Origin of the sequence: Pseudarthrobacter sulfonivorans (assembly GCF_001484605.1) — a bacterium.
GTDB classification, from domain to species: domain Bacteria; phylum Actinomycetota; class Actinomycetes; order Actinomycetales; family Micrococcaceae; genus Arthrobacter; species Arthrobacter sulfonivorans_A.
Map to the genome: position 1 here is coordinate 4,631,864 of NZ_CP013747.1, position 14,055 is coordinate 4,645,918.

The 14,055-nt window shown below is 63.4% G+C and carries 9 protein-coding genes; 3 read left to right on the plus strand and 6 right to left on the minus strand.

From position 1 onward, the window contains the following. Positions 1 to 2 precede the first annotated feature (2 nt). Positions 3 to 872, minus strand: a complete 870-nt coding sequence (locus AU252_RS21070) for an aldo/keto reductase (RefSeq protein ID WP_058932383.1) — start codon at positions 870 to 872, stop codon at positions 3 to 5. 10 nt (positions 873 to 882) lie between these two features. Then, entirely contained in the window at positions 883 to 1,857 is a 975-nt protein-coding gene (locus AU252_RS21075) for a sugar-binding transcriptional regulator (protein ID WP_058932384.1), read from the minus strand. A 123-nt stretch (positions 1,858 to 1,980) separates the two neighbouring features. On the opposite strand from AU252_RS21075, the gene AU252_RS21080 reads away from it, so the two are divergent. The 3 genes from AU252_RS21080 to glpK all read left to right on the plus strand — a co-directional run bounded on the left by AU252_RS21080 (position 1,981) and on the right by glpK (position 6,214). Continuing rightward, positions 1,981 to 3,807 (plus strand): glycerol-3-phosphate dehydrogenase/oxidase, encoded by a 1,827-nt coding sequence (locus AU252_RS21080; RefSeq protein WP_058933093.1) that lies wholly within the window; start codon positions 1,981 to 1,983, stop codon positions 3,805 to 3,807. Between the two features lie 94 nt (positions 3,808 to 3,901). Beyond that, a complete protein-coding gene (locus AU252_RS21085; protein WP_058932385.1) occupies positions 3,902 to 4,654 on the plus strand; it encodes an MIP/aquaporin family protein in 753 nt (250 codons plus the stop codon). 45 nt (positions 4,655 to 4,699) lie between these two features. Next, entirely contained in the window at positions 4,700 to 6,214 is a 1,515-nt protein-coding gene (glpK, locus tag AU252_RS21090) for a glycerol kinase GlpK (RefSeq protein WP_058932386.1), read from the plus strand. A gap of 78 nt (positions 6,215 to 6,292) precedes the next feature. Here the strand turns inward: glpK and AU252_RS21095 are convergent, their stop codons facing one another. From AU252_RS21095 to AU252_RS21110, 4 genes are all read right to left on the minus strand, one after another. Further along, entirely contained in the window at positions 6,293 to 7,195 is a 903-nt protein-coding gene (locus tag AU252_RS21095) for a hypothetical protein (protein WP_058932387.1), read from the minus strand. Positions 7,196 to 7,228: 33 nt separating this feature from the next. After that, positions 7,229 to 10,372, minus strand: a complete 3,144-nt coding sequence (locus AU252_RS21100) for an efflux RND transporter permease subunit (RefSeq protein WP_058932388.1) — start codon at positions 10,370 to 10,372, stop codon at positions 7,229 to 7,231. Position 10,373: 1 nt separating this feature from the next. Then, complete coding sequence (locus AU252_RS21105; protein WP_157769037.1) at positions 10,374 to 10,733, minus strand: hypothetical protein; 360 nt, start codon at positions 10,731 to 10,733, stop codon at positions 10,374 to 10,376. A 92-nt stretch (positions 10,734 to 10,825) separates the two neighbouring features. Next, positions 10,826 to 13,972 carry an efflux RND transporter permease subunit gene (locus AU252_RS21110; RefSeq protein WP_240484248.1) on the minus strand — a complete coding sequence of 1,049 codons (3,147 nt, stop codon included), beginning with the start codon at positions 13,970 to 13,972 and terminating at the stop codon, positions 10,826 to 10,828. Positions 13,973 to 14,055: the final 83 nt, after the last annotated feature.

Here is a 14,055-nt window from a genome sequence, read left to right on the forward strand (position 1 = left end):
TCCTAGTTGACGTTGTCGGGGTGGGACCCGGTGCGCTGACCGCGGTCAAGCTCGGCAAGGGCTGCCATGTCGCGGTCTGAAAGTTCAAAGCCGAAGACGTCCAGGTTTTCCCGGATCCGGGATTCGGAGCTTGCCTTCGGAATGGCGATGTTCCCCAGCTGGATGTGCCACCGAAGAATGATCTGGGCTGCTGTCCTGCCATGTTCGGCGGCCAGGGCCAGGACCACGGGATCCAACAGAACGTGTCCGCGCGCCAGGGGACTCCAGGCTTCCGTACGGATGCCCAGGGCGTGGTGCTTGTCCCTCAGCTCCGCTTGCTGGAGCCACGGGTGCAGTTCAATCTGGTTCACGGCGGGCACCACTTCGGCGCTCTCGAGCAGCCGGTCCAGGTGCGCGGGCTGGAAGTTGCAGACACCGATGGCGCGGACTTTGCCTTCGCGGTACAACGTTTCGAGGGCGCGGTATGTGTCGGTGAACAGATCCCGCTTGGCGCAGGGCCAGTGGATCACGTACATGTCCACGTAGTCCAGGCCGAGGTTGACCATGGAGGTATCGAAGGCACGGAGGGTTGAGTCGTACCCCTGGTCATCGTTCCAGACCTTCGTGGTGATAAATACGTCCTCGCGCCGCAGGCCGGGCGAAGATTCCCCGGAGCCGCCGCTTCTGCCTTCGGAATCCATGGCGGGGCCCAGTCCCCGCGCAACGCCGGTTTCGTTGCCGTACATCGCTGCCGTGTCAAAGTGGCGATATCCGGTGCCGAGGGCCGTGGCCACCAGGCCGGATGCTTCCGCTGCCGGAACTTTGTACAGCCCGAATCCCAACTGGTCGATCAGCACACCGTTGTTGAGGCTGAGCCGGGGTGAGGTTTTCATAGCATTGACTTTACCCATTGGGCCAGGCGACACCGCCAAAGCCCACCAAGCGGCGCGCGGTGGCTTCATCCACGATCAGGTCGGTGGCAAGGCCGGCGGAGAGGGCGCCCCGCAGACCGTTGATCTTGGATGCCCCGGAAATCACGCAGATCCGCCGCCGGACCTGGCGCAGCTGGGCGAGCGCCGGACCCGTGGAGCGTTCGTTCAGGACGATGCCGTCAGAGGATCCGTCACGCCGGAAAAAGACCGTGGCAACGTCACCCACCACATCTGAATGGGCCAGCATCTTGAGATCGCTCTCGTCCAGGTAGCCACCCGCATAGACGTGGCTCGGGTAATCGGCGTGCACGGATCCAACGCCGAAGATCGCGATGCTCATCCGGGCCTGCAAGTCCAGGATGCGCTGCACACTGCGCTCATTCCACATGGCGGTTTTGGTAGCCGCATGGTCAAAAAACGCGGGAACAGGGAACTGCTCCACGCGTGCGCCGTAGGCACTTCCGAAGCGGCGCATGATGTCACTCGCGTAGGTGATACCGGTGGTGTGCATGTTGCCGGCGCCGTTCAACTGGACCACAACGGTATCGTGCGTGATCTTGCGCGTGAGGTGCCTGCTGACCGCACTGATCGTTGAACCCCACGCGACGCCGATAATCGCATTGGAGTCCACCAAAGGGCCGATGGTGCGGGCTGCCTGAATGGCCACGCGGTCCAGGGTTTCCGCCTCGTTCAAGGACTCCAGTACCGGGACAACGTGCACGTCCACGTTGTACTCGCGCCGGATCATGCTTTCGAGTTCGGGGCCCGTATCAAGCGGGTTGCGGATCTGGATCTGCACCAGTCCAGTGTCCCTGGCCGCCGACAGAAGCCTCGAAACAGTGGACCGGGATGTCCGCAATTCCCGGGCGATCGCGTCCATCGTCAGGTCCTGGAGGTAATACATCTGTGCAGCCCGCAGCGCATCTGAGTGCCGGGAAGGCGTCATTCTGACTCCATTCTGCACGTTTGTGCAAAGTGCTTGACTCCATTTTCCATTACTCCAAACAATAGTTGAAGAACGACGGTGCGTCCGGCGGATGCCGGCACGCCAATAACCCAGGGAGCAGTGTTGGGACTCAAACATTCATTCGGCCACAGCGGAGCCACGCCCGCCCACAGCCCCGTGCCGCGGGCATCGGTGCAGGGACTTCGGAACCGTCCGCACGCCAAGGTATTGGTCATCGGCGGTGGCATCAACGGCGTGGGAACCTTCCGGGACCTCGCCCTCCAGGGAGTGGACGTGGCCCTGGTGGAGCGTGGCGACTACTGCCAGGGTGCCAGCGGTGCGTCCTCCCACATGATTCATGGCGGTATCCGTTACCTGGAAAACGGGGAATTCCGTCTCGTCCGCGAATCCGTGGTGGAACGCAACCGCCTCCTGCGGATCGCACCGCACTACGTAAAGCCCCTCCAGACCACCATCCCGATCTTCAGCACCTTTTCCGGCGTCCTGTCCGCACCGTTGCGGTTCCTCACGCACAAACAGCAGGGCAAGCCCAAGGAGCGCGGCGCCTTCCTGATCAAACTGGGGCTGAGCATGTACGACTCGTTCTCCCGGGACGGCGGCTCCGTGCCGCGCCACCAGTTCCGCGGACGCAAGCGTGCCCTCGCCGAGCTGCCGCAGCTGCACCCCGGCATCAAATACGCAGCCACCTACTTTGACGCCTCGGTCCACAACCCCGAGCGCCTTACGCTCGATGTGCTCCAGGACGGCGAGAAAGCCGGGCAAGCCAGCGGCGGACCGGAAAGCTCAACAGCACGGGCGAGCAACTACCTTGCACTCCATTCGCTTGGCGGGGCTGCCACGCAGTCCGGCACAACAGAGTCAGGCACCACGGTCCAGCTCCGCGACGAACTGACTGGCGAGCTGTTTGATTTCACCGCGGACGTCATTGTTAACACCACCGGCGCCTGGGTGGACCTGACCAACGAAGCCATGGGGGCGGCGTCGGCCTTTATGGGCGGCACGAAGGGATCGCACATAGTTCTGGACCACCCGGGCCTGCTGGAGGCCTGCAAAGGCCGGGAGATCTTCTTTGAGCACACGGACGGCCGGATCGTCCTCATCTATCCCATGGGCGACCGGGTCCTGGTGGGAACCACTGATGTCCTTGCCGACATGACGCAGGACGCAGTGTGCACGGAGGAGGAGATCGAGTACTTCTTTGACCTGATCGGACACGTCTTCCCGGACATCACCGTGCAGCGTGACCAGATCGTCTACACGTTCTCGGGTGTCCGCCCGCTGCCACGCCACGACGCCACGCAGCCGGGCTTTGTGTCCCGTGACTACCGGATTGAACGGCGTACGCCGGCTGCCGGGGCACCCGGCGCAGGAACCGCCGTCGTACTCAGCCTGGTGGGCGGCAAGTGGACCACTTTCCGGGCCCTGGCCGAGCACATGGCAAATGATGTGCTCGCCGAGCTGGGGATGGAACGGAAGGTCTCGACGGCGAAACTCGCCATCGGAGGCGGCGCCGGCTTCCCCGAGGATGACGCCGGAATCCAGAAATGGATCAAGGCGCATATGGGTGCCGGCCGGGATGCGGACCGCTCCGCCGTCCTGCTGACCCGCTACGGCACGAGGGCTGACGACGTGATCCGGTACCTTGATGCCGGCCCGGACAGGTTGCTCCGTTCCACCCGTGAACTCAGCGTCCGTGAGTTGGAGTTCATGGCCCGGAATGAGCAGATCGGGCACCTCATCGATGTCCTGGTCCGGCGCACGTCGCTTGCCTTCAGGGGGCTGGTGACCGGTGAACTCCTCGTCGAGGTGGCCGATGTCCTTTCCGCACCGCTCGGCTGGGACGCGGCAGCCAAGGCTGACGAGATCCAACGTGCACGGGAGGTGCTGGAGCGCTTCCACGGCGTACAGATCCACAGCCTGGTGGCCTAGGCAGGCCAGGCTGCAGCCGGGGCGTCAAAGCGCTCCGGTTCAACGGTCCTTCAACCCGCGAAGGGCCGCACAATAGAAAATAGAGGAGTCAATGATGTCTCTTGGAATTGTTTTTCTTTCCGAAGTCTTCGGAACGGCGATGCTCACCCTGCTGGGTTGCGGCGTCGTAGCCAACGTTGCCCTGAAGGGCACAAAGGGCAACAGCGGCGGGTTCCTGATGGTGACCTGGGGGTGGGGGATCGCCGTCTTCGCGGGTGTTTTTGTTGCCGCCAAATCCGGCGCCCACCTCAATCCCGCCGTCACGCTGGGCCTACTCGTCAAGCAAAGCAAGGAGTATGCCCCCGGCGTCCCGGTAGATGTGGCCTCAACTTTCACCTACTTCGGCGGTGAAGTGCTCGGCGCTTTCCTGGGTGCTGTCCTTTGCTGGGTCGCATACAAGCAGCACTTCGATGCCGAACCCGTGGAAGCCAACAAGCTGGCAACGTTCTCCACCGGTCCAGCCATCCGCTCCGTGCCTTGGAACCTGCTCACGGAGGTCATCGGTACATTCGTCCTGGTCTTCGTCATCCTGACGTTCGGCGGGACGCCCCAGCAGCTTGGGCCGCTGGCCGTGGCCCTGCTCGTGGTGGGCATCGGTGTGTCACTGGGTGGGCCCACGGGCTACGCAATTAACCCGGCACGTGACCTCGGGCCCCGCATCGCACACGCAATCCTGCCCATCAAGGGCAAGGGTTCAAGTGACTGGGCCTACTCCTGGATCCCCGTGGTGGGGCCGCTGGTCGGCGGTAGCCTTGCCGGTCTGGTGGCGTTCTGGGTTCCCGCGATCATGCCTGCCATCGCCGGCTAGTAACCAATTTTCAAACACACTTAAAATACAGACAAGGACGTCACCATGAACCAATACGTAATCGCCATCGACCAGGGCACCACCAGCTCCCGCGCCATCATCTTTGACCACAGCGGCAACATCGTTTCCTCGGGCCAGATGGAGCACGAGCAGATCTTCCCGCAGGCGGGCTGGGTAGAGCACAAGCCTGCCGAGATCTGGAACAACACCCGCGAAGTGATCGCGTCCGCCCTCTCCAAGGCGAACCTGACCCGGCACGATATTGCCGCCGTCGGAATTACCAACCAGCGTGAGACAGCGGTTGTCTGGGACAAGACCACCGGCGAGGCCGTCTATAACGCGATTGTCTGGCAAGACACACGGACCCAGGACATCGTTGATGAGCTGTCCAAGGACGGCGGCCCGGAGCGGTTCAAGCAGAAGGTGGGCCTGCCGCTGGCCACGTATTTCTCAGGGACAAAGATCAAGTGGATCCTGGACAACGTCGACGGCGCCCGGGCCAAAGCGGAAGCCGGTGACCTGGTCTTCGGCAACACCGACGCCTGGGTCCTCTGGAACCTGACCGGCGGCGTGGACGGCGGCGTGCACGTCACGGACGTCACCAACGCCTCCCGCACGTTGTTCATGGACCTCGACACGCTGACCTGGGACGAGGAAATCCTGGGCATCTTCGGCGTGCCGCTGAGCATGATGCCAGCCATCAAGTCCTCCTCCGAGGTCTACGGCACCGTGCACACCTCCCAGCTGCTGCGCGAAGTTCCCGTGTCAGGCATCCTGGGTGACCAGCAGGCCGCCACGTTCGGGCAGGCGGCGTTCGAGGCCGGTGAAGCCAAAAACACCTACGGCACCGGATGCTTCCTGATCTTCAACACCGGTGAGGAGATTGTTCACTCGAAGAACGGCCTGCTCACCACGGTCGGGTACAAGCTCGGCGATGCCCCAACGCACTATGCGCTGGAAGGCTCCATCGCGGTCACCGGTTCCCTGATTCAGTGGCTCCGGGACAATTTGGGCATGATCAGCAGCGCGCCGGAGGTGGAAACGCTGGCGGCGGCCGTTGAGGACAACGGCGGCGTCTATATTGTTCCGGCCTTCTCGGGGCTCTTCGCCCCGTACTGGCGTTCGGATGCCCGCGGCGCCATCGTGGGCCTGACCCGGTTCGTCAACAAGAACCACATCGCCCGTGCGGCGCTGGAGGCCACAGCCTTCCAGACCCGCGAGGTGCTGGACGCGGTCAACGCGGATTCCGGCGTTCCGCTTACTGAACTGAAGGTCGACGGCGGCATGGTTGCCAACGACGCGCTGATGCAGTTCCAGGCGGACATCCTGGGCGTTCCGGTGATCCGGCCGAAGGTAGTGGAAACCACTGCACTGGGCGCCGCCTACGCAGCCGGCCTCGCCGTCGGCTTCTGGAAGGACCTCGGCGAACTCTCGTCCAACTGGTCCGAGGACAAGAGGTGGGAACCGAAACTGGACCAGGCCGAGCAGGACCGGCAGCTGCGCCTGTGGAGGAAGGCCGTGACGAAGTCCATGGATTGGGTCGACGAGGACGTGCGCTAAGCACTCCGAGCCGGTCTCCGGACAGCAACGAACAGGGAGGGTGGCCGAGGAGTGCCGCCCTCCCTGGTCTTGTGCGGGTCAGGGTCCGTCGAGTTCAGCCGGCGGTGTCTTCGCATAGACGCTTCTGCTGACCGAGTATGCCCGCTCATCCAGTTCCAGCGCTTGGGTGTTGACGGCCGCGAACTGCGCGGCGCCCAGCTTCTTCACTTTCACCAGATCCATGAATTCCTGGTCGGGACCGCCGACGGCGGTGACTTTCACCAGCCCTGTTCCGGCGGAGTAGAACTTCCGCTGGTGGCCTGCCTCAGGCGGTTCCAGCGGGTTGTATTCATCGATCACCAGTACATCGTCGTAGCAGCCAGTCGGGACGCAGACGTGCTGGTTTTTCTTGAACACTGTCCCGCAGTCAAGGAAGTCAACCTTGGGGGCATAGGCCTGGACATAGTCCGGCGTGCCGGTCCGGGGCCTGGCCTGCATGGCGATGCCGGCCTGGGCCTTGGCATGCCCGCTGATGAAAGTGCTGGGCGCACCAACGAACTCGCCGTTTTCGTATTCCTCCGGATATTCGCCGAATAGCCAGACCGTTCCCTTTCCAGTCTGCGCAAAGAAGGCCAGTTCGGATTCCACCAGTTCGCCGTCCGAGTAGTCGCGGTCCCACAGGACACGGGTCTTGACGCCGTCAATCACTTTGGTCAGCGCCGTGACTGTATGCACGACGGTGCGTGTGCTGGTCCCTTCGGCGGAGGTTACGGTCCCCGTCGTCGTGTACTGCATGCCGGGCTTGAGCGGGAACCACTTGTTATCGATCCGCGGGGAAGCCTGGAAATCCGAACGGTCAAAGTTGATCGCGGACCCGGGCCCGCAGAGTTCCGGGGACGGCGGTGCGGCAGCCGCCGTCCCTGCCGACATCACTGTCAGCGATCCGAAGGCCAGCAGTAATGCGGACCCGTATGCCGTGAACCGGCGTGCCAGGAAAGCCATTTCGCCTGCCTTTCTTACTCGTGGCGGATCCAGCTAAACCGAAGGCGCGGGTTCGAGCTCATGTGCCCGGTGCCGGTGGGCGCGGCCACCTTTGGCGAATCGCAGGTACAGCGATGGGACGATGAACAGGTTGACCAGCGTCGATGTGACGAGGCCGCCCAGGATCACCACTGCCATGGGATGCTCGATCTCGTGGCCGGGGATGTTCCCCATCACCACCAGCGGTACCAGAGCCAAAGCCGTGGCCAGCGTGGTCATGAGGATCGGCGACAAGCGCTCTGCAGCCCCCCGAAGCACCAGCGCAGGTCCGAAGGGCATCCCCTCAAACTGTTCCAGATGCTGGCAGTGGTTGATGAGCAGGATGCCGTTGCGTGCCGCGATCCCCATGAGCGTCAGGAAGCCAACCAGCGAACCGAGGGACAGGATTCCGCCGCTGAGGTGGGCGGCGATCACCCCGCCCACGAGTGCCACCGGCAGGGTCAGGATGGCCAGGGTGGCCAGCCGCCAACTCTTGAAAGCAGCCTGCAGGAGAAGGAAGACGACGATGACCGCGCCAATGGAGTAGAGCAGCAGCCGTTGGGCTGCGGCCTGGCGTTCGGCGTATTCGCCGAGGACAACCGCGCTGTAGCCGACCGGGAACTGAACAGCTTCCATATCAGTCTTGAGCTTCTCCACGACCTTCGCCAGATCACCTTCCTTGACGTTGGCACTGACATCGATGCGCCTGGATCCCTCCGAACGCTCAATGACATTGGGCGTGGGCTTGACCGAAATCGTGGCGACATCAGCCATCCGGATCTTGACCCCGCTCGGCGTATCGAGGGGAAGGTTCTCAATGTTCGTGACACTCGTCCGGGCCTCCGGCGGGCTCCACACCTGGACGTCGTAGGCCTTCCCGTCCCGGTAAATGTCGCCTACCTCTTCACCGGCAACGAAGGTCGCCGCGGCACGCCGCACATCGCCCGGCTTCAGCCCGTAGCGGTTCGCCGCTTCCAGGTTCACTTCCACATCGATCTGCGGAATGTTGGCCTGGAGGGCAACCTTCGCGCCGATGGCTCCGTCAATGCCGCCCAGAATGGTTTTGATCTTGTCAGCCTCCTGGCGCAGCGTCGCAAGGTCGTCCCCGTACACACGGACGACGACGGCGTAACCGGTTCCGGTGAGTACCTCGCGAATGCGTTCCTTGAGGTACGTCTGCACGTCCCGTTGGATTCCGGGATACCCGTCCACGACCGCCGCCACTGCTGCCAGGGTTTGGTCATAGTCGACCCCGGGGTCGACGCTGATCCAGTTCTCACCGAAGTAGACGCCCACCACCTCATCGGCGTTGAATGCCTGTCCGGTGTGGGACCCGCAGTTGTTCACTCCGGGGATGGTCATGAGTTCCTTGCAGGCCAGCTGGCTGACGCGGACTTCCTCGCCGTTGGACGTGCCGGGCTGCGTGAGCCAGTGCATCAGGAAATCACGCTCCTTGAAGGACGGGAGCAACGATTGGCCCAGCAGCGGCGCCGCTACGATGCCGATGACGCCCACGGCTGCCAGGGTCAGGTAGCCGGGGACAGGACGGCGGACAATGGGCCGGAGCGCGTTGGCGTACCAACGCTTCAGGACCCTGACCACGGGCGGATCCCGGTCCTCCAGCTTGGCATTTCGCAGGACGATGTACGCCATTGCCGGCGTGACCGTCAGCGCCACGAGCATGGACGCGACCACCGCGAGGGTGTAGGACGTGGCCAGCGGACGGAAGAACGCCCCGGTCAGCCCGTCCAGGAAGAAGATCGGAACCGTGGCGGCGACGATAATCAGCGTGGCGTACACAATCGGTCCGCGGACCTCAAGCGATGCGTTGACCACTACCCTGGCGGTGCTTCCGGTGGCGCCACTGGCCCGGTGGTGCCGGAGCCGTCTGACGATATTCTCGACGTCGATGATGGCATCGTCCACCACCACTCCGACGGCAATCACCAACCCCGCAAGCACCATGGTATTGATCGTGCCGCCGGTCCAATACAACACGAGGGCCGCCGCCACCAGCGACAACGGGATGGCCAGCACGCTGACCAATGCCGTCCGCCACTGGAAGAGGAAGACACTCAATACCAGGATGACCAGCAGACATCCGAGCAGCAGGGCTACGCCCAGGTTGTCGAGGGATTCCTCAATGAAGGTTGCAGGCCGGAAGATGGCCGTGTCCACAGCGATTCCGGTCAGGCCGGGCTCGAGTTGTTTCATTGCCTCTTCCACCCCCTTTGTCACTTCGAGGGTGTTGCCCCAAGGCAGTTTTTCCACGATCAGCATCAGACCCGGTCCGCCGTTAATGACGGCGTCACCGATCAGCTGCTGGTGGTCCTCCACCACATTGGCCACGTCGCCCAGCTGGAGCGGGGGCTGCCCCTCACGATCCTCCAGTGCCACCTTCGCGAGGTCCGCAGGTGTGGTGATGGGCTGGACGTGCCTGACCCCAATTGTCTGGCTGGGTGTGTCCAGGGAACCTCCGGTGCCGATCACGGCACCGGAGGAATACTGGAGCAGGCCGGCGTCGAGGGCATTGGCGGTGGTGCTCATGACGGTTTCCAGGCTGACCTTGTTTGCGGCCAGCTTGGCCGGGTCAGCCTGGACTTGAAGCATCTGGAGACGTTCGCCCCAGATTGCCACGTTTGCCACGCCGGGAACGCGGAGCAGATGGGCCCTGATGTTCCAGTAGGAAATCATTGACATCTCGATCAGGGACCGGGTGTCCGAGGACAGCCCGATCTTCATGACCCGGCTGGTCGAGGACAGGGGCTGCAGCATGATCGGCGGCGCCGCCCAGGTGGGCAGCGTCGGAATGACCGTCGCCATCCGCTCGGACACCAACTGTCGGGCAGTGAGCAGATCCGTGCCGTTCTCGAATTCCATCACAATCGAGGACAGCTGCGGTACCGACTTGGACCGCATGTGGTGGAGGCCGTCGATGCCGTTGAAGGCTTCTTCCATGGGAACCGAAACGAGTTCTTCCACCTCAGCGGCGGTAAGTCCCAGGCAGGCTGTCTGGACCTCCACTTTCGGCGGCGCGAATTCAGGGAACACGTCCACCGAGGCACTGCTGAGCTGGGCGCCGCCTACCATCATCAGCGCCGCCGCCATCGCGATGATGATCGATCTGAACCTTAGGCTTGCCGCGACTATCCGGCGCATGTCATTTGCCCGTAACGAACTCTGCGCCGAACAACTCAGCCGCGGCTACTGTTACCACAGGCGTTCCAACAGCTGGGCCGACACTGGCTGTGACGGCGCCCGCTTCGATTTTGGTCACCGTGACGGGCTGGCGCTCGTACACCCGTGGCTCGGGGTTGATGTAGACCCAGGTCTTCCCCTGCGCGTCGTACAGCAGCGCTGCGTATGGGAACAGGACGCCTGCGCCCCCCGGACCCGGCTTGACCGTGTCGGTGAGCAGCTCCAGCCGTTCGATGGCCCGCTGGCTCAGCGTGATGCGTGCTATGCCGGTGGTGGCATTCTTTTCCACCTTGGCAGCCGCTTCAGATGCGGTTTCTGCCATGGCTGAGGGTTGAGCACAGGCGGGCAGTGAAAACAGCAGTGCCGCGCATACAGCGGCCGCCACTGGCAGGCGCCGCAGGGTCCTTTTGCTGGTCATGATACTTCCACCTTTTCCGGCATAACAGGGATGACTGGAACTTCCGATTCGTAGACCTCTGACCACTCTTCCGGCTCGGTGCGGGGACCGAACCAGAGTGTGAGCAGCGGGAGCACAAAGATCCCCACGAGCGTTGTGGTCACGAGCCCGCCGGCTATGATCAGCAGCATGGGCACGATCAGGGTCTGGCCTACCGCGCCGCCGAGGAAGGCGGGCGGTATCAGCACGAGGAACGTAATGAGGGCGGATTTCAGGATCGGCGATATCCGGTCCCGGGCCGCCGTCATGACCAGGTCAGTGCGTGACATCTGTTCGGACTCCCGCCAGAGTTCGTCAACACGCGCGGACAGGAGCGCCGCATTACGCGCAGCGATGGCCACCACGGCCGCAAATGCCGTCAGCGACAGCCAGGACAGGGACTCCGCCCCGAACCATGCGGCGACCGCTGCTCCCGCCATCGCGGCGGGAAGCGTCAGGAAGACGACGAGGGCAAGCTTCCAGCTCCGCACTGCAGTCTGAAGCAGAAGCAGCACAGCCAGGATGGCCGCGATTCCGAGTCCATGAACCAGGGTGTCTGCGGCCTGCAGCTGGCTGTATTTCGTGGGGATCTCGGCGTGGTGTTCGAGCGGGAACTGGATTTGTTGGATGGCCGCCTCGATGTCCCGCTGGATATCTGCCAGCGGGCGTCCGCTGACGTCAGCCACGACGTCGATCCGCCGCGAGCTGGCATCGTGCTGGATAACAACTTCGCTGGGGACCATGCGAACGTCGGCGACCTGGCCCAGTTGGACGTGGCCGCCATTAGGAGCGTCAAGGAGCAGCTCACGGATGCTGGTCAGGTCATCCCGGACGCCAACCGCGCCGCGAACAACCACTTCGAACACCTTCTGCTCCTCAAAGAGGTTCCCGACGACGATGCCCTGCATCAGTGTCGCAGCGGCGCGCCTCGCGTCACCGGGCTTGATGCCGAACTTTTGGGCAGCCTCGAGATTGACCTGGACCTCTACGATCGCGGTCATGGCAGCAGCGTCGATGGTCGGGTTGTTCACACCGTCAATCTTCTGGAGGGCCTGGCGGACCTCTTCTGCCTTTTCACGGAGCACCGGCATTTCCGTTCCGTAGACGCGGACCGCGAATCCCGGCTCCAGGCTGGAGCGCATGTCGCCGACGGTCTGTTGCGAGTAGTTCAGCACGTTGTGCGCGATGCCCGGGTAGCCCTGGACCACGTCCCGTACCGCCCGCTCCGTTTCGCCGAAGTTGGCGTCCCGTGCGATCGACACCCACAGCTCAGCAGAGCTGTTGCCAACCACCTGATCCGCAGAGATGGCGCGTCCCACGTGACCGCCGACGCCCGAAACCCCCGGGAGGGCCCTGAGTTCATCGGAGGCCAGGGCAGCGATCCGCCGGACTTCGTCATTGGACGTCCCGGCCATGGTGTCCCACTGCACCAACAGGGTCCGGTCGGGCATGGTGGGAACGAGCGGCCGGTTTCCTGCCAGTTGCGAGCCGGCAGCGACGCCAAGGATCCCCACGACCACGATGGCCACAATCGCCAGGGGCTTCCGGGAGTTGACCCCACCCAGTGCGCGGTCGTAGTACGCCTTCCCCCGTCCGACGGCGGGAAGTTCCCTGTCGGTCGCGGTCTTGGACGGGAGGAGGAAATACGCCAGTACCGGTGTGACGGACAAGCCTACGATCAGGGCGGCGGCCAGCGTCAGCGCCAACGACCAGAAAAGCGGCGAAAGAAACGAGCCGCCTACTCCGGTCACGAAGAGGGTCGGAACGAGGACGACCACCATCATCAGCGATGCGTGGAACAGCGGCGTGCGGACCCCGCGGACGATGTAGCTGCTGCGCGACCTCGGGGTAGCCTCGGCGTCCGTCGCCTCGCGGACGGCGCGCTGTCGTCGGTGGGCCTGAACGTCTTCCACGATGTCGCCCACGATCACGGACGTGCCGAGCAGAACTCCTATCAGGACGGTGATGTTAAGTGTTGCGTTTTGGGCGAACAGCACCACCGCCGCCGTCGTGACGGTAGTGGCGATGGCCACGAGTGCGATCACGGCGACGCGCCAGGACCGGAACAGCAGCCAAAACAGTGCTACCGCAATCAGCAGGCTGATCAGGAGCGCCAGGCCGAGGCTGTTGACGGAGTCCTGAACACCGGTCGCAGGCCTGAAGACAGAAGTATCGATCTGGACGCCCGTGAGGCCCGGCTCCATGTCCTTGAGGGCCGCCTCAACACTACGGGTGACGTCCAGGGCGCTGATGCCGGGGAACTTCTCGATCACCAGCATCAGGCCGGCGTCCGCCCCAACGGCGTCACCGATCAGCGGCTGGTGGTCTTCCTTGACCTGGGCAATGTCGCCGAGGAGCAACTGCGGGTCCGTGTCCTCCACGCTGACCTTGGCCAGGTCGGCCGGCGTGCGGATGGGAAGGACGTGCTGGATGCCAAGGCGCTGGTTGGGCGACTCCACGAAACCGCCGGTCCCGGGCGTCGAAGCCTCGAGGAAGCTCAACGGCGAAACCCAGACCGCGTTGCCTGTGGTCTTAATTAGCTGCTCAAGGGTAATTCCTTTATCGCGCAGCTGCGTCGGAGTGACCTCAACCTGCAGCTGCTGTTCGCGCTGGCCCCAGATGGACACGTTCGCCACGCCCGGGATACCGATCAGCCGCGGCTTGATTTTCCATCTGGCCAGGACCGACATCTCAATGCCGGAGAGCTCCTTGGAGTTCATCCTGACCATCAGCACGCGGCTGGTGGAGGACATGGGCTGCATGATCAGCGGCGGCGATGAGACGTTAGGCAGCGCGTGCGCCTGCGTCATCCGTTCCGCGACCAACTGGCGTGCGCGCAGGAGGTCCGTGCCGGGCTCGAAGACCAGTTCGATGGACGACAGCCCCGGGACGGATTTCGAGCGGATCTCGTCCAGCCAGGCCACCCCGTTCAGGAGGTCTGCTTCCATCGGTGCGGTGATAAGCTGCTCAACTTCAACCGCGGAGAGCCCTAGGGCCTCAGTTTGGATCTCTACCTGTGCGGGGGCGAACTCCGGCATGGTGTCCACGGCCATATGTGGAACGTTCACGATGCCAAAAGTAATAAGGCCCGCCGCGAGGGCGAGAACCAAGATTCGGAACTGCATGCTGAACCGGGTAACCCAGCCAAACACGGCCAGTCCCTCGCTAATTCTTCGCAGGGGTGAAGGACGGAATTTTCAGCCCATCA